The following is a 25,133-nucleotide window of genomic DNA, read 5'->3' as shown; positions in this document are numbered from 1 at the left end:
GGACACCGATATTCCACTTCTTGAAGGAGGGATCAATCGCGTCCGGCAGCGACGCCGCCTTGCCAAGCAACATCACTCTTGTTACTTGCAAAGTATACTGACTAGTCCTGACCTCGTCGACAAGAATCGCTGAAAAACCGCTTCCAGCGGGCGTTTGCGGCTGATTGCACAGCACTTGGTTGCCACTCGGAAATGATTTGCGGTTTCGACATGCAAAGATTTTCGTGAAATGTCAGCGGATGAGAACGTTTGTGCAAAACGCGGCTCGCGGCGATCAGACCGCGCTGATTTCCCCTAGGAAAATGCGGCGGACTGACCAAGTCCATTTATTTGGTCTCGAAAGTCGTCACGCCATCCCAATCGGCCGGTGGCGGTGCCTGGCGATAATGGGCAATGCGCTCCAGGTAAAGCGCATACAGTCCACGCGCCTGCGCAGCCTGCAATTGCAGGATCGCCGCTTGCGCCTCATCCCAGCGTTGCGCACGCACCAGTGCCAGCGCCGCATGCCATTGCTCCACTTCGGCGCGCAGCGCGGCATCGAGTTCGCCTTCCAGGGCCAGCGGTTCAAAGATCGGGACCGGTTCGTTCTTGCCCTTGACTCGCACCCGGTCCAGCTCGCGGTAGGCAAACTGCGGCGCCGCCTGGCGGGTGGCATCACCGACCAGCACGCCTACCCCATAGACCTTGGTGATCGACTCCAGGCGCGAGGACAAATTGACCGCATCGCCCATCACCGTATAAGCCTTGCGGATGCGCGAGCCCATGTCTCCCACGCGCATCTGGCCGCTGTTCAAACCGATGCCGATTTTCAGCGGCGGCCAGTTGCGGCGCGTGAATTCCTCGTTGAGCAGCAGCGTGGTCTGCTGCATCTTCAATGCCGTGGCGACTGCCCGGGCGGCATGATCGGGCACATCCAGCGGGGCGCCCCAGAAGGCCATCACGGCGTCGCCAATGTATTTGTCGAGCGTGCCGCGATTGCCGCGGATGTCTTCGGACATGGCCGTCAGGTACACGTTGATGTATTCGCGCAGCTCGTTGGGCTGCAGGCTCTCCGAGATGGTGGTGAACCCGCGCACGTCGGAGAACATCACGGTCAGTTCGCGGATCTCGCCTTCCATGTTGTAGCTGGCGGGATTGGCCGCCATTTCGGCCACCAGTTCCGGCGCCACGTATTCGCCGAAGAGGTTGACGATGGCCTTGCGGTTGCGATATTCGAACAGGTAGCCCCAGGCCAGGTTGCTGATGAACAGCAGCGCCACCAGCAGCAGCGAGGACGCCAGCGGCAGCACCAGGCCGGCACTGTCATAGAGCCAGTAGTTGAGTCCGCCCAAGGCCGCCGCCGTGCCCAGCGAGAGCAGCACCGAGGCCAGCGGCCCCAGCGCGGGCAGCAACAAACCCAGCAGCAGGCCGGCCAGCGCCACCTGCAGGCCGTCATAGCCGACCGCAAAATCGGGCCGGGTCTTGAAGTCGTCATCGATGATGGAGGCGATCAGGTTGGCGTGGATCTCCACCCCCGGATAGACCGGACTCACCGGCGTGGCCCGCAGGTCGTTCAGGCCCGGCACGGTGGTCCCGACCAGCATGATGCGGCCATCGAGCTGGTCGTGCGGATAGGTGCCACGGATCACGTCCACCGCCGGGACATAGCGGTAGGCACCGCCCTGCGGTCCGCCACGCCCGCGATAGGTCACCAGCGTGGTCAGCCCGCGCTCCACCGGAATGATCAGCGGCTGCGGACGCGCCTCCACGGCGATGGCGGCCAGCGCATCGTAGTTTTCCTTCTGGCTCCCCAGCAGACCATCGGCGCTGGTCAGGAAGACCGGCTTGATGCGCTTTCCATCGACGGCCACGCGGGCCGTAGCCAGGGCCAGCGACTCGTAGAAGTCGTCGCCATGCCGCGCCAAGAGCGAGACCGTGCGAATGAGGCCGTCGTCATCAGGAACCGGATTGAAGAAACCACCGGCGCGCGCCGCCGCTTGCAGCTGCGGCAGGTTGGCGCCGTAAGCGCGCCAGCGCACCACCTGCACATTGCGCCCGCCCAGCGCGGTCACGCTGAAGGCCGGCGGCGGCAACTGGCCCTTGACCACGGCACCCGTCTCGTTGGAGAAGGCGTAACCCATCACCACCGGCTGTCCCTGCAGGGCGGCGGCCAGGCGTGCGTCGTAATCCATCTGCGGCTTGAGCAGGCGCAATTGCTGCGCCAGTTGCGGCACGTCCTTCAAAGGCCCGCGCGCCAGGTCTTCCAGGCGCCCATAGCCGGAGGTGGTGTCGGGCTCGGCGAAGACCACGTCGAAACCGACCGACTGCGCCTGATAGGCCTGGGTCATCTGCTCCACCAGCTTGGCCACCAGGTCGCGGCTCCAGGGCCAGCGGCCCAGCTCGTTGATGCTGCGTTCATCGATGTCGACGATGACGATGCGCGGATCCAGCGCCGGCTTGGCCACGCGCATGCGCAAGTCATAGAAGAACAGGTCCATACGCTCGACCACGCGATTGGGCAGCAGCCCCACCACCACCGCCTCGGCCAGCCCGATGAGCAACAACGCCAGCAGCCAGCGCGCCCAGTACTTGGTGAAGACGGAACGCAAACGACGCAACATGGACTTTCCCCCGATTCCCTTTTTGATTGGCTGCGATCATGCCACCAGTTGCCTGTGCCTACAATCGGCGCGGCCGCCGGATGTTGCCGCACGGCATTGCCGCACAGACGGCAAACAAGGCGGGCGCCATGAACCGATGCGCAAAATGGGTTCTAATGATCTTCCGCCACTGATGAAGGAGCCTCCATGCAGCCCATCCCACTGATCACCCTGCGCAATGGCGCGCAAGTCCCGGCCCTGGGCCAGGGCACCTGGAACATGGGCGAGTCGGCCGCAGCCGCCGGTGCCGAGGTCCGCGCCCTGCAGGCCGGCATCGACCTTGGCATGACCCTGATCGATACCGCCGAGATGTATGCCGATGGCCAATCCGAACGCATCGTCGGCCGTGCCCTCGCCGGCCGCCGCGAACAGGTCTACCTGGTCAGCAAGGTGTTGCCGCACAATGCCAGCGAGCGCGGCACCATCGCCGCCTGCGAGGCCAGCCTCAAGCGCCTGGGCACCGACCACCTGGACCTCTACCTGCTGCACTGGCGCGGATCGCATCCTCTGGCGGCCACCATCGCGGGTATGGAGACGCTGATGGCGCAAGGAAAAATTGGCGGATGGGGGGTGAGCAATCTCGATACCGATGACATGGACGAACTGGCCGACGCGCCCGGTGGCGAGCAGGTGCTGTGCAACCAGGTGCTCTACAACCTCTCGCGCCGGGGGATCGAATATGACCTGCTGCCGCAGGCAGCGCAAAGCCATATCGCCGTGATGGCCTATTCGCCCATCGAGCAGGGGCGCATCCTCAAGCAGCCGGCCCTGAAGGCCATCGCGCAGCGCCACGGCGTGACACCGGCGCAGGTGGCGCTGGCGTGGGTGTTGCGGCGTCCGGGGGTGATCGCCATTCCCAAGGCCGCCGATGTCGCGCACGTCCAAGCCAACCGCGCCTGCCTGGACCTGCACCTGAACGAAAATGACCTCAGTGAACTGGACGCCGCCTTTCCACCGCCACGGCGCAAGCAGCCGCTGGCGATGTTGTGAAGCAATGGCCCCTCAGGCCGCTGCTTCCAGCGCTTGCAAGGCCTTGAGCAGGTAGCGAACGGCGGCCGGAATCGGCGCGATCACCGGTACCGGGAAACGCTGCGCCAGTGCCAAGGCCGCCTGCCCCAGGGGGCCGCCGCCAATGACCACCGCCTCGGCACCATCGCGCTCCACGCAGGCGCGCACGGCTTCTGCCAGCGCCTCTTCCAGCGCCTGCGGGTCAGCCGCCAGCACGCGCGGATCACCGGCGGTCAGGCGGATGCCGGTATAGCGCCCGGCGACTCCCGCCTGCTGCGCCTTTTCACCAATCACGTCAGCCAGCTCCGGCGTGACGGTGGCCACACCGAAGCGGCGCCCGCCCTCGGCAGCCTCCAGCATCGACGCTTCACACAGCCCGGCGACGGGGCGGCCATCGAGCGCACGCAGGCGCTCGATGCCGGGGTCGCCGAAGGCGCTGATGATGGCGCCCACGCTGTGCCGTCCGCCTTCGCGCCAGTTGCGCTCGACTTCCTCACCCGCTGCGGCCAGCTCCACGGCATTGACGATCATCCCCGGCCCCTGCCGCGCGCTCACGCCGCTGAGCGCGTATCCCGCTGGCAGCGTGCTGCGGGCAATGGCCACCATCATCTCGGTGGTGGCCTGGGAGGAATTGGGATTGATCAACAGGATATGCGGCATGCCAGACTCATGAAAAAGAACATCAACTACGCGCAGCGACCGCCTGCACCACGGCATCCGGCGCGCTCTCCTCCACCGGGGCATCGGGCGACTTGCCATAGGTCTCGGGCACGGTGCGGATGGCAATCGTGAAGATGCCGTACATGGCGGCGATCATGCCAAACACGCCGGCCAGGCCGAAGGCATCGAACAGGCGTCCGGCCACCAGCGGCATCAGGGCACCGGCCGCCGTGCCGGTGGCGAGGATGAAGGCGGTGCCGAAGGCGCGCACGCGGGTCGGATACAGCTCCGGCGCGAAGATCCAGATGGTGGTGTTGAGCAGCAGCACGAAGAACTGGAACACCGCACCCGCCGCCAGGATCAGCACGATGCTCTTGGCCAGGAAGCCGATGGCCAGCGCCGCCAGGCAGGCACAGATTGCACCGACGGTCAGCACGCGCTTGCGCGGAAGATGGAATCCGAATACCGAGGCAGCAATCGCCCCCAGCAGGCTGCCGCTCTGCATGACCATGGTGAACAGCAGGCTTTTGGAGATGGTGTAGCCCAGGCTCACCAGGATGGTCGGCATGAGCGTGAGCACCGAGATCTGCGCGCCGTAGGTCATCCAGATGGCGATGCACAGCGGCAGCGTGCGGCGCGCCAGCGCGCCCTGGAAGATTTCCATGGAGCGCACCTTGGCCGGGGCGGCCTGCTGGCGGCTGCCATCGTCGCTGATCCAGTCCCGGCCTTGGGGTGCCGGGCCGGAGAGCTTGCCGCTGGCCAGCCGCGCCAGGACCTCGTTGGCCTCGGCGATCTTGTGGCGGGAGAGCAGGAAACGCGGCGTCTCCGGAATGTAGCGGCGATAGAAGGCCCCCAGCAGCGCCGGCAGCATCAGGCAGAAGAACAGCCAGCGCCAGCTGTTTTCACCAGGAAAGAGCGAAAACACCAGCAGGCCGAAGGCCGGTGCCAGGAAATTGCCCATGCCGCCCGCGCCCACATTGACCAGGCCCACGGCGGTGCCGCGGAACTTGCTGGAACAGAATTCGGCCAGCATGGTGACGGCAATGGCGATCTCGCCACCGAGACCGAAACCGACGATGGCACGGCCCACGGCCATGACGGTCAGGTCCGGCGCCAGCGCGCAGATGCCGGCCCCCAGCGTAAAGAGCAGCAGGTCCAGGCTCAGCATGACGCGCCGGCCATACCGGTCGGCTACCAGGCCGGAGACGATGCGGCCAATGGCGGCGCTGGCGAAGGTGACCGTATTGAGCAGGCCGATGTCGGTCGCCGTCAGGCCCCACTGCTGCTTGAGCAGCGGGCCGACCAGACCGATGGCGTTCTGTTCGAAGGCATCGAAGAGACAGCCGATCAGGATCAGGAAAATGATGGTGTGATGCGAACGGGTCACCCCGATCTTGTCCAGCGCGCCGTCCAGTTCGGCCACGCGCGGCGAGTGCGGCAGGTCGGGCGATGAAAGTGTGGGTCCGGCCATGGTCTGCTCCTCTTGCGTTGGAAGTTCCAATGAGTGCTGCTCGGTGTGTGCATCGGATGATGCGAGGCTGTGAGACCACGGCGACCTGACCTTGCGGCCATGAAACTACTGTAGTCCAGCATGCCCGGAAATGAAAGTGCGATTTCAATTTATATTGATAATTGAAATTTGAATTTCATTCTTGTAGCAGCACTAGCAACCTGCGTGCCAGCCATCGGTCCCGTATGAAATCTGGATTTCAGGACGAAATGACCTGCCGGAAGAGCCCGGCATGCGCCGCAAGAGGGCATGCAGCGCGGTCAGCGCACTGCCAAGGGGCAGCACGCATGAAAATCATGAGTCAAAAAAGGGAAGATCCTGAAATCAGGATTTCAATGTACAAAGAAGGCAATTCTCCAACATTCCACCGCAGCAACTCAATCGAAGTCGCCCAGCTCCTCGTGCTCCTGCTCGACCGCCGCCAGCCGCTTGCGGCCGGCCGCACCGCTGGCTTCAATCACCAGGGTAGACAACAGATCACACAGCGCCATCACGCCGACGTGATTGTCCAGCGAGCCGGGACCGCGGCAATGTGCCTGCAGCGACCAGGTGGCCAAGGCATAGTCGGATGAAGCCTGGTCACTGATGTAGAGCAGATAGGACCCGGCGCGGGTGGCGGCCTCCAGCAGGCGTTCCATCTGCCCGGTCTGGCGGCGCGTGCCGAAGACGATCACGCAATCGCGCTCGGACAGGCCGGCGGTATATTCGGCGAGGGTCTCGCCCGGCCCCGGCAGGCAGCTCACGCGCGGCAAGACCTGGATGATCTGCCAGCGCAGATAGAGGGCAAAGGCCTGGCTGCTGCGGCTGCCGAAGATCAGCACCTGGGGCGCACTGACGATGGCGCGGGCGATCTCGGCCAGGGTGGCGTCGGAGAGGCGCTCGAAGGTCGCCGCCAAATTCTGCTGGGATTGCTGGAAGTGCGCCGCCACCGACCGGACCTGGCGCGCGGCAGCGGGGCTGCTGGCATGGAACAGCGGGGAGCCGGTTTCCTGTTCCTCGCGCACGTGGCGGCGTGCTTCCTCGTAGCTCTCGTAACCGACGCGGCGGATGAAGCGGCTCACGGTCGACGGCGATACCCCCGCCAGTTGCGCCAGCTCATTGCCTGCATAGCTGGCCAGCTCGCCCGGAAACTCCAGCAGGAAGTCGGCCAGCTGGCGTTCGGTACTGGAAAGTTCGTCGAGTTTGCTGCGCACGCGGCGCACGAAGGATTCGGCAGAAGGTTTCATGTCGGTGCGGGGCAGGTCCGCGATGCAGTTCGATGCGGGCGGTCGTGACGCCGTGGCGGGCGAACAGCTTCATATCGCCGCACACCCACGCTATCCCGACCGGGTGGCCGCATTGTATAGCAGCCAGGCGCTCCTGCGGCGTCAGCTGAACTTGCGCGCGGCGTCGATGGCCAGGCCGCTGCCGATGCTGCCGAACAGGTCGCCTTCCACATGCCGCGCCTGCGGGGCCAGCGCACTGATGCGTTCACGCAGCAGGCGCACGCCGCTGGAGCCGCCGGTGAAGAACACGCTGTCGATATCGTCGGCGCGCAGGCCGGCCTGCTGCAACAGGGCCAGCACGGTCTGCTCCACCGATTGCACCAGGTGGTCGACGGCACCGTTGAAATCGCTGCGCAAGAGCGGCAACTGCTCGGGCTGGCGCAGGCGGTCCAGGTCCAGCAGGGTCTGCTCGGCACTGGAGAGCGCGATCTTGCCCGCCTCCACCTGCAGCGCCAGCCAGTGTCCGCAGCGCTGCTCGACCACATCGAGCAGGCGCGCGAAACGCTCGCGGTCGGCCACTTCACGCGCCACGTCCTGCAGCTGCTGCCAGGCCTTGCGGGTGTAGAGCTGGTTGATGGTGTGCCAGGTGGCCAGATTGAAATAATAGCTGGAGGGAATCTCGGCATTGCCCTGCAGGCGGCCGCCCAGGCCCAGCAGCGGCATCACGCAGGCCAGGCTGAAATACTTGTCGAAGTCGGTGCCACCGATATGCACGCCGCCATTGGCCAGGATGTCCTCGCGCCGCTCACTGCGCGCAGCGCGCTCGGGCGAGAGGCGTACCAGCGAGAAGTCGGAGGTACCACCGCCGATGTCGACGATGAGTACCAGCTCTTCCTTGTCGATGCGCGACTCGTAATCGAAGGCGGCGGCAATCGGTTCGAACTGGAAGGCGATGTCCTTGAAACCGACATCGCGCGCAATCTCTTCCAGCGTGTCCTGGGCCAGCTGGTCAGCGGCCGCATCCTCATCGACGAAGTGCACCGGACGGCCCAGCACCACCTTGGAAAAAGAGGTACCGGCAGCGCGTTCGGCGCGCTGCTTGAGCTCGCCGATGAACTGCGAAAGCAGGCCACGATAGGGCAGCGCCCGGCCGCCCACTTCCGTCTGGCCATCGATGGCACCGGAACCGAGCAAGCTCTTCAGCGAGCGCATCAGGCGGCCTTCATAGCCGGCCAGGTATTCGCCCAGGCCGGCGCGGCCATAGCTGAAGCTGTTCTCGTCGGCATTGAAGAACACCACCGAAGGCAGCGTGGCCTTGCCGTCTTCCAGCGGCAGCAGCAGGGAATCCCCGGCCTGCGGACGCAGCCAGCCGACCGTGGAATTGGAGGTGCCGAAATCCACACCGCACGCGTTCGCCATCGATCACTCCTTCTTTTTTGGGCCGGCAATCATATAGAAAACCACCGTGCTTGTCTGCACGGCGTCATGGCGGCGTTTGAAGCAAACAACATGCCGCCGCGAAATCATTGCCGACTCGGCAATGGCAGGATGACAAGCCAACGAAAAACGGCACCGCCAGGCAAGGCTGCCCCGCGGTGCCGCTCAATGGCACTGGCTGAAAACGGCTGTGGAAAACTTAGAACTCCTGGGCCACCGGGCGCAGCACCACCTCGCTGATATCCACATTGGCCGGCTGCTCGATGGCATAGGCAATGGCGCGCGCCACCGAATCGGACGGAATCTGGTTGGCCTCATACCAGGCCAGCAGGGCTTCCGAGGTTTCCTGGTCGCTGCTGTGGGTCTTCAGCTCCGAATCCACCGCCCCCGGGGAGATGATGGTGGTGCGCACACCGTCCGGTGCTTCAGCGCGCAGGCCTTCGGTGAGGGCACGCACCGCGAACTTGGTGGCGCTGTAGACCGTACCCATGCCGGCGAAGACCTTGATGCCGGCCACCGAGGACACGTTGATGAAATGGCCCGAGCCCTGCGCGGCAAAGCGCGGCAGCGCGGCGGCCACACCGTAGAGCACGCCCTTGACGTTGACGTCGATCATGCGGTCCCATTCCTCGACCTTGAGCTTGGCCATCGGGGCCAGCGGCATGATGCCGGCGTTGTTGACCAGCACGTCGATGCGGCCGAAGTGTTGCTCGCCCTTGGCGACTAGGGCCTCCACGTCGTCGCGGCGCGCCACGTCAGTGGTCACGGCGATGGCCTGGCCACCGGCGGCGGTGATCTCGGCCACCAGTTTTTCCAGACGTTCGGTGCGGCGTGCACCCAGTACCAGCTTGGCGCCGAGGGCAGCCAGGTGGCGTGCGGCGGTTTCGCCCAGGCCGCTGCTGGCACCGGTGATGACGACGACTTTATCCTTGATGTTGTTGCTCATGATGAATTCCTTTCCAGTGATGGGGGTTGGCTGGCCGTTGCTGCATGTCGATGGAAGGATTATGGGTGGCGCCACTATGCCAAACAATGGAAATGATAAGATTACAGAATTCCATTTTCAGGAATCATCATGCTCAACCGACTGGAGATGCTGCGCATCTTCTGCGCTGCCGCCGATACCGGCAGCTTCAAGGACGCCGCCATCCGGCTCGGCATTTCGCCGCAAGCGGTCACCCGCGCCATCCAGAAACTGGAGCGCCTGCAAGGCGAGATGCTGTTCCATCGCAATACGCGCCAGGTGCGCATCACCAGCTTTGGCGAGGCCCTGGCCGAACGCGCCCGGGCCAGCTTGCGCGACCTGGATGGGCTCTTCGAGACGGAAGCCGCCAGCCCGGCCGACGAGATGAGCGGACTGGTGCGCCTGGCAGCACCGTCGGCGCTGGGACGCAGCCGCCTGCTGCCCATCGTCGAACGATTGGCGCAGGCCCATCCCGGCTTGCGTTTCGACCTGCGCCTGACCGATCAGCGCGCCGACGTGGTGGGAGAGAAGATCGACATCGGCATCCGCGTGGGCACCGTGCCGGATAACCGCTTCGTGGTGCGGCGCCTGGGCAAGGTGCGCTTTCATGTGGTGGCCACGCCGCGCTTCCTGCGCCGCCATGGCATCCCGGAGGATACCGAGGCCCTGCGCGCCCTGCCCTGCACGGCCATGCTGGACCGGGGCACGGGCCGGCCCTGGCCCTGGCTGTTCGCGCAGGAGCAGCAGTGGATGGCCGATCACGCACGCTTTCTCTGCGATGATTCCGAGGGTGAATACCTGTTGGTCAGAAGCGGCGTGGCCATCGGCCAGATTGCCGGTTTCCTGTGCGAGGACGACATCGCGGCCGGGCGCCTTGTGCCAGTCATGACCGACCACGAACCCGATCCCTGGGACATGTACCTCTACCGCCCGCAGCGCGGCCCGGTACCGCCGCGCCTGCGGCTGGTGTTCGATACGCTGGTGCGCGAATTTGCCCAGTGATGGCGCAGGCCTACCAGCGGCAGTCGTGATCCATCAGCACCTCGGCACTGCCCTGCTCCTCGCGGTCGAAATTGACCGGCATGTTGACCAGGAAGAAGCCGGTGCTGCCATCAGCAAACCGCGCGCCGGTCAGCAGCAGTGACTGCGAGGCCATGTTGTCGGCCGCATAGGCACTGCGGGCAGCGGCGAGCTTGAAGGGATCGTGCCGTGCCAGGGCATCGGCAGGCAGGCGCATGACCCAGTAGCGATGCCCTTCGAAATACCACGGCAGCCATTGCTGCAAGGGGTCAACCCGGTGATCGGCCAGGCTGGCCGCCACATCGCGGCGCATGCAGTCGATGTGCAGATGCAGGTGCAATTGCGAACGGCCGGCTGCCGAATTGATTTCAACGCCCAGCTGTTCATCGGTGAGCGGACGGCCCAGGGCCTGCGCCACACGCCCCCGCTGTTCCCAGGCATGGGCCCAGTAGTTGGGTGCATCCGGCTCCAGCAAGGCGGGACTTTCAATGCCGGTGAGCCGCCGGGTCGGCATGAGCAGGTATTGCGCCGGGCCGACGATGTCCTTGAGGACCACGAAGCCACGGGCCAGGTCGACCATCACGCAAGGTTGCGGACGGCCGGTAGCCTGCATGCCGGGCACGCATTGCTGGCTGGTGATTTCCCACAGCTTGTGGGGATCGGCGGCCTGGGCCGGCGAAGCCGGCAGCGCCAGCCACAGGCCCAGCAGCAGGGAAAAGCAGGAGGGAAAACGGGAAAGCAGTCGCATCGTAACCGTCCGGAGCAAGGGGCAAAGGCCGAGCAGGGTAGCGGGCCGGTGTTTCCGCAGGATGACAGCGTGGGGGCGTGAGGGATTACTTGTCGCGCGTGGCCTGGACCAGGCACTTGGAGAGCTTGTCGAAATGCAGCCAGGCAGCCTGGCTCAGTTCGACCTGCTTGCGGCGCGGATCCTCGGTATCGGCCAGCACGATCCAGCCCTTCTCGCGCATGGATTTGAGGCGTGCATGCAGCATCGCGGGCGAACCGAATTCGCTTTGCGCCATCAGGTCGCGCACCGACAGCCGCTGCTGGTCCTGGCCGGCGCGGGCGATGAAGGCCAGGATCCGGTCTTCGAGCGGATCCAGCGTGGCCAGTGACGGCAATCCCCGCAGTGCTTCGGCCAGTTGCAGAAATCTCAGGTAGATATCCGCCGGCCGCTTGTTTTTACCCATATGGCGATGGTGTTGGTTGTTGTGGTGCAAGTCCGGAACCTGCCTGGTACGTACTGCGCGTAACACGCGCGCGCGACATTGTTCCAGAATTGATAGCGAATCATACGCCGGGCCCGGCTGAAAGTGCAATCTTTACCGCCTTGACCGGCAGCAATGCCGCCGGCGCGACCGTTTGCGCGCCGATTGGCGAGGCTTGCGCGCCACACTGCTGAAAATTGTTGAAGTGCGGCGCACCGCCGCATTGGGTAACATACGCGCCGTTCCGCATGTCCCAGCCGCCCCGCCATGCCAGCCTCATCCGACCACCCTGCCGTCCTGCGCACCCACCTGGCCGCCATCGCCGGCACGGCGCTGTGCTATTTCCTGTTCTATTCCATCAATGAATGGCTGTTCCGTCGCACCCAGTTCACCGAGGGCATCGCCTGGATCTACCTGCCGGCCGGGGTACGCCTGATCTGCACCCTGCTCTTTGCCGAGGCCGGCTGCGTGGGGCTGCTGGTCGGCTCGCTGGCCACGGCGGCCACTTACCAGCTGTTCCCGCATGACCTCATCGCCGCCGCCGGCTATTGCCTGATCTCGGCCGGGGCACCCTACCTGGCCTACCGCCTCACCCTCTCCGGCATGGACCTGGGGCGCAACCTGGCCAACCTCAACACCACCCGGCTCATGGCCTGCATCCTGCTCTATGCGCTTTCCAATCCACTGTTCCAGCTGATCTGGTTCGTCATGCGCGGGGTCTATCCGGATTTCTGGAGCGGCCTCATCGTCATGTCCATCGGCGACCTCTCGGGCTCGCTGATCGTGGTCTACCTGTGCAAGCTGCTGCTGTCGCTGCTACCCCGCATGCCGCTGCCGCGCCGCTGATCGCAGGGCGCATGCTGTCGCCGACAGGCGTCAACTCCTGCGACAGAGACCGGCTTACGGGTCACTTGAAGCAACATTTTCTTCACGCCGGTTAACACCAACCTGCATGGTGTAATACGCCCGACATATTTCCTCGCTACGCTGCGCATCGCTATAAAAACTATAGCGCTACAAATCGTATAACGAAGCTTCGAGGAGGTTGGCATGCGCAGTTGGGACGAACCCAAGAAACGAAAGGCCCGCGTCGAGATCATCCCGATGATCGATGTGATGATGTTCCTGCTGGTCTTCTTCGTGCTGATCAGCCTGAACGTGATTCCGGCCCTGGGCCTGAAAACCCAGCTGCCCAGCTCCTCCACCGCACAGGACCTGAAGCCCCAGACCAAGGCCGTCATCACCATCGCCAAGGACGACGTGATCCAGGTCGATGGCGAGAACACCACCCTGGACGCGCTCACCGCGCGCCTGGACAAGCTGCGCAAGGAAGGCGAAAAACTCAACCTCATCATCAACAGTGACCGTGGCGTGGAAGTGCAGCGCCTGGTCGACGTGATGGATACGCTCAAGAAGGGCGGCTTCGACTCCATCTCGATTGCCACCCGCAAGCAGTGATGATGAACGCTCCCGCCCTCTTCCGTTTGCGCGAACCGCTGGCCACGCTGCCCTCGCTGGTGGTGCTGGCCGTGCTGATCCTGGCCGGCGTGCAAAAGGCCACCGAATTGCAGCGCAAGGAAGACCCGCAGCCGGTCCAGATCTCGCTGATGGAAGTGCCACCACCACCACCACCGCAGCCCAAGCCGCAAGTGGAACCGCAACCCAAACCCGTAGAGCCGCCGAAGAAACAGGAAGCGCCCAAGCCCGTGGCCAAACCGGCCCCGGTCAAGCAGGCGCCAGCACCGGTTGACCCGGCCCCGCCCTCGGCAAACGCACCGATCCTGCCAGCCACGCCGCCGCAACCCAGCGCCCCGGCCACCCCTCCGGTGCAATCCGCACCGGTAGCGCCACCGTCGCCGCCACCGGCCAACACGGCCAATATCGAACAGACCTACGTGGGCCAGCTGCGCGCGCATCTCAACAGCATCAAGCGCTATCCGACCGGACGCGAGGCCAGCACCTTGCGCCCGCAAGGCAAGGTGCGCATGTGGTTCGTGTTGAAGCGCGACGGCAGCGTGGTCGACAGCGGCATCGAGAGTTCATCGAACTCCATGCTGCTCGATGATGCCGCCCGCAAGACCATCAACCGCGCCGCCTTCGCGCCCTTCCCGGAAGAGAGCTACAAGGGCGAGAGCACGCACCGGTTTACCGCCGACCTGGAATTCATTCCCGTCTGACGCGGCGCTCCGCCAGATACGGGGCCGCGCACCGGCAGCAACGATTTCAACAGCAGTCCAACAAACCCAGGGGAACACGACATGCAATGCAAACTCACCCGGCTGTCCTTGCTGATATCCGGGCTTTTCATGGCAGGGGCACCGGCCTTTGCCTTTGCCCAAACCACCACCGACATCGGCACCGTGACCGTGCAGGGCGGCGGCAGCGCCAGTGCCGGTACTGCCGCGGCCACCGGCCTGATCCAGGCCGAGGATTCGCCCAAGGCGCGCAGCTCGGTCAACCGTGACTACATCGAGAAGCAATCGCCCACCGGCACGCCCTACCAGATGATCAACCTGCTGCCGGGCGTGAACACCTACGACAACGACGGCTCGGGCCTGTTCGGCGGCAACATCCGCGTGCGCGGCTTCAACAGCGACCAGCTGGGCTTCACCATCAATGGTGCGCCGGTCAACGACTCCGGCAACTTCGCGGTGTATCCGCAGGAGTACACCGAGCCTGACAACCTGTGCAACGTCTTCGTGACCCAGGGCTCGACCGATACCGAAGCCCCGCACGTGGGCGCCACCGGCGGCAACATCGGCATGACCTTCTGCGCACCGGAAGACCAGCAGCGTATCCGCGTGACCAATGCCTTCGGCTCCAACAGCCTGTGGAAGCGCTATGTGCGCTTCGATTCGGGCAAGCTGCTGGACAACAAATTCAAGTTCTTCATCTCGTACTCGAAGACCACCGCCGACAAGTTCAAGGGTCCGGGCGGCGCCATCAAGGATCACGTCGACATCGGCACCAACTTCGACCTGGGCCAGGGCAGCTTCATCAACGCCAACCTGCTCTACAACCGCCAGCTCAACAACAACTACCGTTCGCTGACCAAGACCCAGATCGCCCAGCTGGGCCGCAATGCCGACTTCGGCAGCACCGTGCCGCAGCACCAGCCTGCGGTGGCCGGTACCGCCCAGAACGACACCACCTATGCGCCCAACGTGGCGGCCAACATCGCCAACAACGCGTATTACGCCTACAACCTCAATCCCTTCGAGAACTGGCTGGGCACCATCAATGCGCACTTCCAGCTGAGCCCGACTTCCAGCCTGGATGTCGATCCCTATTTCTGGTACGGCTTCGGCACCGGCGGCAACCAGCTGCAGACCGTGCGTGAGGGCGGCGTGTCCGGTGCCAGCCAGCTCGGTGGCGGCGCACGCGACATCAACGGCGACGGCGACCGTCTCGATACCGTCTACGCCTACGAAGGCAGCCGCACCCGCACCTATCGTCCGGGCGTGACCTTCAAGTTCAACCAGCAGCTGGACAACCACCGCATCCTGGCCGGCTACTGGGTCGAGCGCGCACGCCACCAGCAAACCGGTCCCTTCAGCCGCGTGGACAACAACGGCAACATCGCCGACCTGTGGCAGGACAGCTCCGACCTGTGGCTGCGCAATGCCGATGGCTCCTTCCTGCAGTACCGCGACACCATGACCGTCAGCACGGCGCAGTCGATCTTCCTGCAGGACAGCATCAGCATGATGAACGACAAGCTCAACGTGCAAGTCGGCGGCCGCTACTCCTCCATCGACCGCGACTTCACCAACTACCCGAGCACCGGCTCCACCAGCGGCACCAACAGCTATTCCAGCGCCGGCTTCTACAAGGTCAAGAAGAACTACGCCGACTTCCTGCCCAGCCTGGGCGTGCGCTTCCAGCTCGATGAGAAGCAGTCGGTGTTCTTCAACGCCGCCAAGAACTTCAAGGCACCGGGCAACTTCTCCTACTTCGGCCTGCTCTCGGGCGGCACCATCGTCAACGGCCAGCTGGTCGGCGCCACCCAGCGCGAAGTCCCGGTGGACAAGGAGACCTCCTGGAACTACGACCTCGGCTACCGCTACAACACCGAGAAGTGGATGGCCTCGGGTTCGCTGTTCTACATCGATTATCACAACCGCATCGCCAGCGCCTACAACCCGAGCACCAACAACAAGACCGACTACAACGTCGGCGACGCCAGCTCGCACGGCCTGGAACTGGAAACCGGCTACGCCTTCACGCGCAACCTGTCGATGTACGGTTCGCTGTCCTACATCAAGAGCAAGATGAAGCAGGACCTGCGCAACGGCTCGACCCAGTTCCTGCCGACCTCCGGCCGCGAGTTCCCGGATACGCCGAACTGGCTGTCGGGCCTGTCGCTGCAATATCAACAGGATGGCTGGTACGTGTTCGGCCAGGCCAAGTACACCGGTCGCCGCTACACCACGCTGGTCAACGACGATGCACTGGGTGGCTACACCCTCTTCAACGCCGGTGCCGGCATGACCTTCGCGTCCACCACCTGGTTGAAGAAGCCGACGGTGCGCCTGAACGTCTACAACCTGTTCGACAAGCAGTACCTCAACCTCAACGGCGGCAGCGGCAGCCAGTTCACCACCAACGCAGTGGCGGTCAACGGCATCCCTGGCACCGATCCTTCGCTCTACATCGGTGCCCCGCGCACCTTCACCGTCACCCTGACCGCGGATTTCTGATCGCGGCCTGAACCGGGCGGCCCGCACCTGCACACCAGCAACACGGGCCGCCCCTCACTGCAAGAGAGGCAAGCATGAACATGCAATTACTCCACGAACTGGCCTTCTACCTGATGTACGCCTGCGCGGCGCTGGCCATTTTCGTCATCGTCGAACGCGGCCTGTTCTTCGGCTACACCATGCGCCAGGCCACCGGCCTGGAGCGCGCCATGACGCACGCGGTGCAGCACCTGGAGGAACTGCCGGCCGAGCTGACATCCCGCCCCAGCCTGCCGCTGGCACTGGTGTCGGACATCCTGGCCGAGAAGCATCACCTGCATACCGAGAAGGACCTGGAAGATTTCAGCGAGTCGGTCTACATTGCCAAACGCGGCGAAGTGCAGCAGCGCCTGTGGATCCTCGATACCATCGTGACGGCCGCGCCCCTGCTGGGCTTGCTGGGCACGATCCTGGGCATCATCGACACCTTCAAGGCACTGGCGGTCTCGGGCGTATCCGATCCGGGCCAGGTATCGCAGGGCATCGGCACGGCGCTCTATGCGACGGCACTGGGCATCGGCATCGCGGTGGTCGGCATGTTCTTCTTCAACCTGTTCCAGGAACGCATCGAGCGCATCAACGATCACCTGAAGGTCCTGATGCTGCGCGCCTGCGTCGGCCGCCTGAACCAGCAGCCGCAACATAGCCCGCAACCGCAGGGCAAGCTGCACATCGCCTGAGCGCAACACTGACTTCTCCCTTGCCGACATCATGATCCTCGCACCACGCCGTCTCCTGCTTCGTCTGGCCGCCGCCTTCGGGCTGGTTGTTTCGCTGGCCACACCGGTCCGGGCCGAATTCGCCATCCCGGGCTTCGAGCTGGTCCATACCGTCCCCCGCGAGACCGCGCTGGCCACGCCCGACTTGCGCGATGCGGCCGTGGTGTGGAAGGAGATGTTCGACAGTGCGCAGCGCGAGATCGTGTTCGGCCAGTTCTACGTGGCCGGGCAGGACGGCGAGGCGCTGGACGACATCATGGCGCACCTGGAGGCCGCAGGACGGCGCGGCGTGAAGATCCGCTTCCTGATGGAAAAGAAGGGCGAGTTCGCCTCGGTCCCGGCCACCATCGAGAAGCTCAAGCGCATCCCCAACCTGGAGTTCCGCCAGATCGATTATTCCCGCATGACCGGCAACGGCATCATCCACGCCAAGTATTTCGCCGTCGATGGCCGCAGCGCCTATGTGGGCAGCCAGAACTTCGACTGGCGGTCGTTCTCGCACATCCATGAAACCGGATTGAAGATCACCGACCCGGCCGTGGCGGGGCAGGTGCAGGCCATCTTCGAGATCGACTGGGCGGCGCAGGCGGCCATCGCCGCCGGGCAAACCCCGGTCATGACCAACCGCAGCGTGGTCCCGGCCGATGTGGCGCGCGGCAACTACCTGGTGGCCAGCCCGAATGCCTACAATCCGCCCGGCGTGGGCGATTCACAAAGCGAACTGGTACGCCTGATCGGGGCGGCACAACAGGAAGTGCGGGTGCAGTTGCTGGACTACGCGCCGCTTTCCTACGGCCCCAACCACACCCGCCCCTATTACGCCGTCATCGATGATGCCCTGCGCGCAGCGGCCACGCGGGGCGTGAAGATCAAGCTGATGGTCTCCAACTGGAACACCGAGGCACCGGCCATCCGCTACCTGCAAAGCCTGGCGCTGCTGCCCAACGTGGAGATCCGCATCGTGACCCTGCCGCAGGCCAGCAGCGGTTTCATCCCCTTCGCCCGGGTGATCCACACCAAGGCCATGAGCATCGATGGCAAGGTGGCCTGGGTCGGCACCAGCAACTGGGCCGGCGGCTACCTGGACAACTCGCGCAACCTCGAAGTGGTGCTGCACGACGCCGCCATGGCACACCGCGTGGCGGCCTTGCATGAGCAGACCTGGAGTTCGCCGTATGCCCAGCCCATCGATGTGCTGAAGGTCTATCCCAAACCGGCCAAGGGCAAGCCCGCCTCGGAATGATTCGACCCGGGAGCGGCGTTTCTTGGCCGCTTCCCGCCACTGCGCGCCTGCTGGTCTACACTGACGAAATGTAGCGTTGTTTCGTCATTGTGTAGCATCGACCAGGAGAACCGGGATGACCAGGCTGGACCAACTCGACGACATCGACCGTCAACTGCTTTCCATCCTGCAGCTCAACGCCCGCGAACCGGTGGCCGAAATCGCCCGCCGCCTCGGTGTGGCACGCACCACCGTGGTAGCCCGCATCGAGCGGCTGGAACAGACCGGCATCATCGGCGGCTATACGCTCAAGCTCGGGCGCGACGTGGTCGACGCCAGCCTGCAGGCCTACGTGGGCGTGACCGTGCAGCCGCGCGCCGGGCGCGACGTCATCCGCCGCTTCGGCCGCATCCCGGAAGTCCACCAGCTCTGCGCAGTCAGCGGCGAATACGATTACGTGGCCTGGCTGCGCGTGAACACGCCCGAGCAACTGGACAAGATCCTCGACCAGATCGGCGAGATGGAGGGCGTGCTCAAGACCACCACCTCGGTGGTGCTGGCCCGCAAGATCGACCGTGGTGATGCGGCCAGGACGCGCTGAAACGCGCATGGATTTCGCCGGATTGCATGACTCATGCTGCAAAATGACGAAATCGCACTACAAAGTGACGAAACCTGCGCTACTTTCTGACGATCTGGCAATGGTTTCCGTCACGGCGGCTTCCTAGAATGAATCATCGTATCCACCTTCATTCAGGAGCCCCTCATGCGTACCGTCCTCCTCGGCAGCGGCCACATCGGCCAGACCATCGCCCGCCTGCTGGCGCAATGCGGCCAGGGCCGCGACTACAGCGTCACCATCGCTGACCGCGATGCGGCGGCCTTGCAGGCCATCGCGGGCGTGCATGCCGAAAAGGCCGTGGTCGACTCGTCCGATCCACAGGCCTTGGCGGCCCTGCTGCAGCGCGCCGACGTGGTCATCAATGCCCTGCCCTATCACATGGCCACGAGCGTGGCCACGGTCGCGCGCCAGACCGGCACCCACTACTTCGACCTCACCGAGGAGGTGCAGGCAACCCGTGCCATCGCAGCGCTGGCCGAGGATGCGCCCTGCGCCTTCATGCCGCAATGCGGGCTGGCCCCGGGCTTCATCGGGATTGCCGCGCACCATCTGGCAGCCGGCTTTGAAGAAGTGCATGAGATCAAGATGCGCGTCGGTGCGCTGCCGCAGTATCCGACCAACGAACTGAAATACAACCTCACATGGAGCGTGGACGGCCTCATCAACGAGTACTGCCATCCCTGCGAAGCCTTGCGCGACGGCGAGCGGGTCATGGTCGATCCCCTGGCCGACCTCGAACACTTTTCGCTGGAAGGGGTGGAGTACGAAGCCTTCAATACCTCGGGCGGCCTGGGCAGCCTGTGTGAGACCCTGGCCGGCAAGGTGCGCAATCTCGACTACAAGTCGGTGCGCTACCCGGGCCACCAGCAGCGCATGAAATTCCTGCTGGGCGATCTCGGGCTGCGGCATGATCCGGGCTTGCTCAAGGACATCCTGCGCAAGAGCGTGCCGGCTACCTTGCAGGACGTGGTGCTGGTGTTCGTCACCGTGAGCGGACTGCGCGAGGGCAAGCTGATGCAGGAAGTCTTCACCCGCAAGATTGTCGCGCAAGAGCGTGCAGGCCGGCGCGAAAGCGCCATCCAGGCCAGCACGGCCGCCGGCCTCTGTGCGGCGCTGGACCTGTTCCGCGCAGGACGCTTGCCCGCACGCGGCTTCATCCGGCAGGAACAGATCAGCTTGCCGGAGTTGCTCGGCAACCGCTTCGGCGCGGTGTATGCCTGAATGGACGCTGCACGCCAGCCAGTGGACAAGTTGAATTGCCGCAGAGGGACCAGGGCCGTGGGCCGGTGTTAGGGCCTGTTCACATTCAATCTGTGAGTGCGAGAGGTCGCCAAGCGTTGACTGCCTAGGCGCGGCGACGCGCCGTGGTGGTGCCACGGCAAGGAGCTGCAACAACGGCAGGCGACGCATGGCGGCCTCTCCCGGAGGGTTGCCCCCAGAAGGCGCGCTGGCCGCGTTGCACGTCAGGGCTGGTGGCACCACCACCAGCCCTGACGCGCGCCTTGCCAGCACGCCTTCTGGGGGCAACGCATCTCACAGATTGAATGTGAACAGGCCCTAGTGGATGATGAAGCTCGAGGCCGGCCTCACTTGCCTCCGGTGACGTCCAGAAAGGTCCCGGTACTGAAGGAAGCTTCCTCGCTGGCCAGCCAGAGAATGGCGCGCGCCACTTCCTCGGGCTGCCCGCCCCGCCCCATGGGAATGGATTCCCTGACCCGGTTGACCCGGTCCGGTTCGCCACCACTGGCGTGCATGTCGGTGTAGATGTGGCCGGGCCGCACGCAGTTGACGCGGATGCCTTCGCGGGCGACTTCCTTGGCCAGTCCCGTGGTGAAGGTTTCCAGTGCGCCCTTCGAGGCGGCGTAGTCGACATACTCGTTGGGACTGCCCAGGCGCGCCGAGGCCGACGACACGTTGATCACCACCCCGCCCCTGCCCTGGTGCCGATAGGCCATACGCCTGATCGCCTGCTGCGCGCACAGCATGGGACCGATGGCATTGACCGCGAAGATGCGCTGCATGCGTGCGAAACCCAGGTCTTCCATGCGTGACTGGCGCTCCAGCATGGCCGCATTGTTGACCAGCACATCGATGCGGCCGAAGCGCGCATCGATGGCAGCGAAGAGCTGCGCCACCTGGTCCGGGTCGGCACTGTCGGCCCGCAGCGCCAGCGCCCGTGCGCCGCGCTGCGCGATATCGGCCGCCACCGAATCGGCCGCTGCCGCATCGTGCAGATAGCTGAAGGCCACATCGTAGCCGCGTTCGGCGGCCAGCCGCGCGGTGGCAGCGCCCATGCCGCGGCTGCCGCCGGTGATGAGGATGACGGGCTTGGTTGTTGCATGAGTCATGTCGGATCTCCTTGGAGTGAGCAAAACGGCAGGGGAGCAGGGGCGGGAGCAGCCACCGGATCAACCGATCAGTACCGTCCCCGCTGCAATGGCGGCACAGGCCAGTACCCGTGGCCAGCTCAGCGTCTCGCCCAGGAACAGCCGGCCGATGATGGCGGCAAACAACACGCTGGTTTCGCGCAGCGCCGAGACCGCGCCCATGGGTGCCAGCGCCATGGCCTGGATGACGATGCCATAGGCCAGCAGCGACACCAGCCCGCCCGCGAAGGCGGTGGCAAACGTCGCCGCCGATGCGGGTGGCTGCCACAATGCGCGAGGGCCGCGCCAGGCCATGAAGACAGCGGGCATCAGCAAGCCCCATCCGGCGCACATCCATGCGGTATAGGCCATGGGGTTGCCCGAGAGGCGCACACCGAGGCCATCGACCACGCTGTAGGCCGCGATGAAACAGCCGGTCCCCAGGGCATAGCGCAGGCCGGGCAGTGCCACCCTGCGGCCCCGAAATGCCAGGGCGATGATGCCGCCCGATACCAGCCCGATGCCCAGCAGCGCCTGCGGTCCCGGCGTCTCGCCGGCGAGCAGGGCTGCGCCCAGCGTGACCAGCAGGGGTGAGCTTCCACGCGCGATCGGATAGGTTTGGCCCAGCTCACCGCTGCGGTAACTGCGCACCAGGAACAGGTTGTAGCCCACGTGCAGCAGGGCAGAGAGCACTCCATACGGCCAGCTGGCCGGCAACGGTACCGGCAGCCACGGCGTGCCGGCCAGGCTGGCCACGGCTACGGCCAGGCACATCACTGTCATCGACCAGAGGCGGTCGACGCCGTTGCGCAGCAGCGCATTCCAGCTGGCATGCAGGAAGGCGGCAAGGAGGATGAGCAGGACGACAGGCAAAGGCATGCGCCATGGTAAGCAGGAGCGCCGCCGGACAGAAGCGAAGTCTCCTCATCCCGTCATGAGTAAATTCTCATGCCTGGCGCCGAGGCAGTGACCCCGCATATCAGTAGCGCGTACCGGCGGCCTGTGACTGCGCCAGCAGCCAGGCACGGAAACTGGCCACGTGCGGCTGCGTCTCCACGCCCTTGGGGCAGACGAAGTAATAGGCCAGCGGGGAAGGCAAGGCCAGCTCGAACAGCCGCACCAGGCTGCCATTGGCCAGTTCCTGCTCGACATGGCCGCTGCGGGCCAGCGCCACACCCTGGCCCAGCAGGGCCGCCTCAAGCGTCATGTTGGTATCGGCCAGGCGCACGCTTTCCCGCAAGGCCGAAACGCTTACCCCGGCTTGCTGGAACCACAGGTCCCATTTCGGCACCATGTCGGCCCCCGCGCGCGTGAGCAGGGGATAGCGGCGCAGGTCAGCCGGCTTGCGCGGCATGCCCAGGCGCGCCAGCAGGGCCGGGCTGGCCACCGGGAACACCTGCTCGCGGAACAGGAATTCGGAAAACAGGCTGGGATAGTGGCCGGGGCCGAAGCGGATCGCCACATCCGGTTCGGACGGCGTGAAGTGGATGGCCGTATCGGTGGTCTCCAGCGTCACCAGCAGCTCGGGATGGGCCTGTGCCAGCGCCGGCAGCCGGGGCAGCAGCCATTTGAGCGCAAAGGAATAGGTGGTACTGACCTTCAGCGGCTGCCGCCCTTCCTGTGCGCGCAGCTCGGCCAGGGTGGCTTCAAGGCGGGCGAAGAACTCGCGCACCACCGGCGCCAGCGCGGCCCCGGCCGGGGTCAGTGTATTGGACTTGCCGCGCTGGAACAGCGGCATGCCCCACAGCGCTTCGAGGTGGCGCAGCTGGTGGCTGACCGCACTCTGCGTGACATGCAGCTCTTCCGAGGCGGAGGTGAAACTGGCATGGCGAGTGGCGACTTCAAAGGCCCGCAGGGTGGCGGTGGGGGGAAGGTCTCTCATGGGTGCGCTCAAGGATGGATGGCTGGAAACAACCGTCATGAACAAGAACTCATGATAGCAACAGCCGCCGTCTTGCAGTCCGGAAAGCCCCTCGCAAGCGGACGAGAATGCAGCACAACATCGCGGCTATACATAACGTCTAATTTTAGATAATATGTATCGCATGACCTCCCGCTCCCGCAAAAAGAAACCTGACCGCCCCGACCATGCCCTGCTGCTTTCGCAATTGCAGCAGGTGGCCAAGGGCCTGGGCGAGACCTTCGCACCGTTCTGCGAAGTGGTGCTGCACGACCTGCGGGACGCGGATCACTCCATCGTCGCCCTGCACAACAACCTGTCCGGCCGCGAGGTAGGAGATGCCACCACCGAACTGGGACTGGCACGCATCGCCGACGAGAGTTATCCGCAGGTCCTGACCAATTACGCCAACACCCTGCCCGACGGACGCCAGGCCAAGAGCACCTCGATCGGCATCAAGGATGCCGACGGCAAATACGTGGCCGCCTTGTGCATGAATATCGACCTGACCCTGTTCGGCGCACTGCAAGGCATGCTGCGCCAGTTTGGCGGCATCGACAACGCAGTGCGCGTGGCCGAGACGCTGGAGCCGGCGGGCGCCGATGCATTGCGCCAGCGCATCGATGCCTTTGCCGCGCGGCTGTCGGCCACGCCGCGCAGCCTCAAGGCCGAGGACCGGCGCCAGCTCATGCGTGAGTTGCGACAGTCCGGATGCATGGATGTGCGGCGCTCCGCCGAAATCGTGGCCGCCCACCTGGGCGTATCGCGTGCGACGGTCTACAACGACGAGAAGGAGTGAGGGCGTCGCTCCGCGCCTTCATCGCTTGCCATGCCCAAGGTCCCCATCTTTCCATCCCACTTGAAGGAAACCTCATGATTCCGCTCTCCAGCGCTACCGAATTGCCCAGCTTTGCCGACGTCCTGCTGGCCGCCGAACGCATCAAGCCCTGGGCTCACAAGACGCCCGTGCTGCGCTCGCGCACGGCCGATGCGGAGGTAGGCGCGCAACTGTTCTTCAAGTGCGAGAACTTCCAGCGCATGGGCGCCTTCAAGTTCCGGGGTGCCATGAATGCGCTTTCACAATTCGACAGCGAGCAGCGCAAGCATGGCGTGATCACCTTCTCCTCCGGCAACCACGCCCAGGGAACAGCGCTGGCGGCGCAGCTGCTGGGCATTCCGGCGGTAATCGTCATGCCGCAGGACGCGCCTGCGGCAAAGGTGGCTGCCACGCGTGGTTACGGTGCCGAGGTCGTGATGTATGACCGCTATACCGAGGACCGCGAAGCCATCGGTGCGCGCCTGGCGGCCGAACGCAAGATGACCCTGATCCCGCCCTACGACCATCCGCACGTGATGGCCGGCCAGGGAACGGCCACGCTGGAACTGCTGCAGGAAACAGGCCCGCTGGATGTACTCTTCGTCTGCCTGGGCGGCGGCGGCCTGCTCTCCGGCGCGGCACTGGCGGCGCGGGCGCTGTCGCCGGACTGCAAGATCTATGGCGTCGAGCCGGAAGCCGGCAACGATGGCCAGCAATCGCTGCGCGCAGGCCAGATCGTGCACATCGATACCCCCAAGACCATTGCCGATGGTGCCCAGACGCAGCACCTGGGCAGGTACACCTTCGAGGTCATCCGCGAGCTGGTGGACGACATCCATACGGTCAGCGATGCCGAGCTGGTGTCGGGCCTGCGCTTCTTTGCCGAGCGCATGAAGATGGTGGTGGAACCGACCGGCTGCCTGGGCTTTGCCGCGGCCCGCAAGCTGAAGGACCAGCTGCAGGGCAAGCGCGTGGGCGTGATCATCAGCGGGGGCAACATCGACCTGGGCAAGTTGTCGGGGTATTTGTCCTGATGATTGGCCGCATCAGTGACCCCAATCTCGCGCGGGGTCATTTTGGCTTACAGTGTTGAGCCT

At 64.8% G+C, this 25,133-nt stretch carries 23 protein-coding genes; 12 read left to right on the top strand and 11 right to left on the bottom strand.

Going from position 1 to position 25,133, the window contains the following annotated elements; all coding sequences use genetic code 11:
- Positions 1 to 326: 326 nt before the first annotated feature.
- A complete protein-coding gene (locus CEJ45_RS14715; RefSeq protein ID WP_088755834.1) occupies positions 327 to 2,600 on the bottom strand; it encodes a CHASE2 domain-containing protein in 2,274 nt (757 codons plus the stop codon).
- 186 nt (positions 2,601 to 2,786) lie between these two features.
- On the opposite strand from CEJ45_RS14715, the gene CEJ45_RS14710 reads away from it, so the two are divergent.
- On the top strand, positions 2,787 to 3,629 hold the full coding sequence (locus CEJ45_RS14710) for an aldo/keto reductase (RefSeq protein WP_088755833.1): 843 nt from the start codon (positions 2,787 to 2,789) through the stop codon (positions 3,627 to 3,629).
- Positions 3,630 to 3,641: 12 nt separating this feature from the next.
- Here CEJ45_RS14710 and CEJ45_RS14705 read toward each other — a convergent pair whose 3' ends face one another.
- The 5 genes from CEJ45_RS14705 to CEJ45_RS14685 all read right to left on the bottom strand — a co-directional run bounded on the left by CEJ45_RS14705 (position 3,642) and on the right by CEJ45_RS14685 (position 9,405).
- The gene (locus tag CEJ45_RS14705) at positions 3,642 to 4,307 is read right to left on the bottom strand and encodes an aspartate/glutamate racemase family protein (protein ID WP_088755832.1); all 666 of its coding nucleotides are present in this window, start codon (positions 4,305 to 4,307) and stop codon (positions 3,642 to 3,644) included.
- Between the two features lie 22 nt (positions 4,308 to 4,329).
- Positions 4,330 to 5,778, bottom strand: coding sequence for an MFS transporter (locus tag CEJ45_RS14700; RefSeq protein WP_088755831.1), 1,449 nt, complete (start codon positions 5,776 to 5,778; stop codon positions 4,330 to 4,332).
- Between the two features lie 416 nt (positions 5,779 to 6,194).
- Positions 6,195 to 7,043 (bottom strand): MurR/RpiR family transcriptional regulator, encoded by an 849-nt coding sequence (locus CEJ45_RS14695; protein WP_088755830.1) that lies wholly within the window; start codon positions 7,041 to 7,043, stop codon positions 6,195 to 6,197.
- A gap of 141 nt (positions 7,044 to 7,184) precedes the next feature.
- The gene (locus tag CEJ45_RS14690; RefSeq protein WP_088755829.1) at positions 7,185 to 8,441 is read right to left on the bottom strand and encodes an Hsp70 family protein; all 1,257 of its coding nucleotides are present in this window, start codon (positions 8,439 to 8,441) and stop codon (positions 7,185 to 7,187) included.
- A 217-nt stretch (positions 8,442 to 8,658) separates the two neighbouring features.
- A complete protein-coding gene (locus CEJ45_RS14685; RefSeq protein ID WP_088755828.1) occupies positions 8,659 to 9,405 on the bottom strand; it encodes an SDR family oxidoreductase in 747 nt (248 codons plus the stop codon).
- A 129-nt stretch (positions 9,406 to 9,534) separates the two neighbouring features.
- Here CEJ45_RS14685 and CEJ45_RS14680 point away from each other — a divergent pair, with 129 nt between their 5' ends.
- Positions 9,535 to 10,425 (top strand): LysR family transcriptional regulator, encoded by an 891-nt coding sequence (locus CEJ45_RS14680; protein ID WP_088755827.1) that lies wholly within the window; start codon positions 9,535 to 9,537, stop codon positions 10,423 to 10,425.
- A gap of 10 nt (positions 10,426 to 10,435) precedes the next feature.
- On the opposite strand, the gene CEJ45_RS14675 is transcribed toward CEJ45_RS14680, so the two are convergent.
- Both CEJ45_RS14675 and CEJ45_RS14670 read right to left on the bottom strand, forming a co-directional pair.
- Positions 10,436 to 11,191, bottom strand: coding sequence for a CDP-diacylglycerol diphosphatase (locus tag CEJ45_RS14675; protein ID WP_088755826.1), 756 nt, complete (start codon positions 11,189 to 11,191; stop codon positions 10,436 to 10,438).
- A gap of 85 nt (positions 11,192 to 11,276) precedes the next feature.
- Entirely contained in the window at positions 11,277 to 11,633 is a 357-nt protein-coding gene (locus CEJ45_RS14670; RefSeq protein WP_034330473.1) for a MarR family transcriptional regulator, read from the bottom strand.
- 285 nt (positions 11,634 to 11,918) lie between these two features.
- Here CEJ45_RS14670 and CEJ45_RS14665 point away from each other — a divergent pair, with 285 nt between their 5' ends.
- The 8 genes from CEJ45_RS14665 (at position 11,919) to CEJ45_RS14630 (ending at position 20,174) form a co-directional block, all read left to right on the top strand.
- Entirely contained in the window at positions 11,919 to 12,497 is a 579-nt protein-coding gene (locus CEJ45_RS14665; RefSeq protein WP_088755825.1) for a hypothetical protein, read from the top strand.
- Between the two features lie 204 nt (positions 12,498 to 12,701).
- The gene (locus tag CEJ45_RS14660) at positions 12,702 to 13,109 is read left to right on the top strand and encodes an ExbD/TolR family protein (protein WP_088755824.1); all 408 of its coding nucleotides are present in this window, start codon (positions 12,702 to 12,704) and stop codon (positions 13,107 to 13,109) included.
- Positions 13,109 to 13,828 (top strand): energy transducer TonB, encoded by a 720-nt coding sequence (locus tag CEJ45_RS14655; RefSeq protein WP_088755823.1) that lies wholly within the window; start codon positions 13,109 to 13,111, stop codon positions 13,826 to 13,828. Before CEJ45_RS14660 ends, CEJ45_RS14655 begins: the two co-directional genes overlap by 1 nt.
- A gap of 81 nt (positions 13,829 to 13,909) precedes the next feature.
- The gene (locus tag CEJ45_RS14650; RefSeq protein ID WP_088755822.1) at positions 13,910 to 16,351 is read left to right on the top strand and encodes a TonB-dependent receptor; all 2,442 of its coding nucleotides are present in this window, start codon (positions 13,910 to 13,912) and stop codon (positions 16,349 to 16,351) included.
- A gap of 74 nt (positions 16,352 to 16,425) precedes the next feature.
- The gene (locus tag CEJ45_RS14645) at positions 16,426 to 17,070 is read left to right on the top strand and encodes a MotA/TolQ/ExbB proton channel family protein (protein WP_088755821.1); all 645 of its coding nucleotides are present in this window, start codon (positions 16,426 to 16,428) and stop codon (positions 17,068 to 17,070) included.
- Between the two features lie 31 nt (positions 17,071 to 17,101).
- A complete protein-coding gene (locus tag CEJ45_RS14640; protein WP_088755820.1) occupies positions 17,102 to 18,352 on the top strand; it encodes a phospholipase D-like domain-containing protein in 1,251 nt (416 codons plus the stop codon).
- Between the two features lie 115 nt (positions 18,353 to 18,467).
- Positions 18,468 to 18,932, top strand: a complete 465-nt coding sequence (locus tag CEJ45_RS14635) for an Lrp/AsnC family transcriptional regulator (protein WP_088755819.1) — start codon at positions 18,468 to 18,470, stop codon at positions 18,930 to 18,932.
- Between the two features lie 165 nt (positions 18,933 to 19,097).
- A complete protein-coding gene (locus CEJ45_RS14630) occupies positions 19,098 to 20,174 on the top strand; it encodes a saccharopine dehydrogenase family protein (protein WP_088755818.1) in 1,077 nt (358 codons plus the stop codon).
- A 365-nt stretch (positions 20,175 to 20,539) separates the two neighbouring features.
- Here the strand turns inward: CEJ45_RS14630 and CEJ45_RS14625 are convergent, their stop codons facing one another.
- The 3 genes from CEJ45_RS14625 to gcvA all read right to left on the bottom strand — a co-directional run bounded on the left by CEJ45_RS14625 (position 20,540) and on the right by gcvA (position 23,201).
- A complete protein-coding gene (locus CEJ45_RS14625; RefSeq protein ID WP_088755817.1) occupies positions 20,540 to 21,301 on the bottom strand; it encodes an SDR family oxidoreductase in 762 nt (253 codons plus the stop codon).
- A gap of 60 nt (positions 21,302 to 21,361) precedes the next feature.
- Positions 21,362 to 22,198, bottom strand: coding sequence for a DMT family transporter (locus CEJ45_RS14620; RefSeq protein ID WP_088755816.1), 837 nt, complete (start codon positions 22,196 to 22,198; stop codon positions 21,362 to 21,364).
- 100 nt (positions 22,199 to 22,298) lie between these two features.
- On the bottom strand, positions 22,299 to 23,201 hold the full coding sequence (gene gcvA, locus CEJ45_RS14615) for a transcriptional regulator GcvA (protein WP_088755815.1): 903 nt from the start codon (positions 23,199 to 23,201) through the stop codon (positions 22,299 to 22,301).
- Positions 23,202 to 23,355: 154 nt separating this feature from the next.
- On the opposite strand from gcvA, the gene CEJ45_RS14610 reads away from it, so the two are divergent.
- Together CEJ45_RS14610 and CEJ45_RS14605 are read left to right on the top strand one after the other, a co-directional pair.
- A complete protein-coding gene (locus CEJ45_RS14610) occupies positions 23,356 to 24,018 on the top strand; it encodes a helix-turn-helix transcriptional regulator (protein ID WP_088755814.1) in 663 nt (220 codons plus the stop codon).
- A gap of 74 nt (positions 24,019 to 24,092) precedes the next feature.
- Positions 24,093 to 25,070, top strand: a complete 978-nt coding sequence (locus CEJ45_RS14605; protein WP_088755813.1) for a threo-3-hydroxy-L-aspartate ammonia-lyase — start codon at positions 24,093 to 24,095, stop codon at positions 25,068 to 25,070.
- Positions 25,071 to 25,133 lie beyond the last annotated feature (63 nt).

The organism is Herbaspirillum aquaticum, assembly GCF_002213425.1.
Taxonomy (GTDB): Bacteria; Pseudomonadota; Gammaproteobacteria; order Burkholderiales; family Burkholderiaceae_D; genus Herbaspirillum; species Herbaspirillum aquaticum.
The sequence above is the reverse complement of the archived record's forward strand: the minus strand, read 5'-3'. Positions and strand labels throughout refer to the sequence as shown.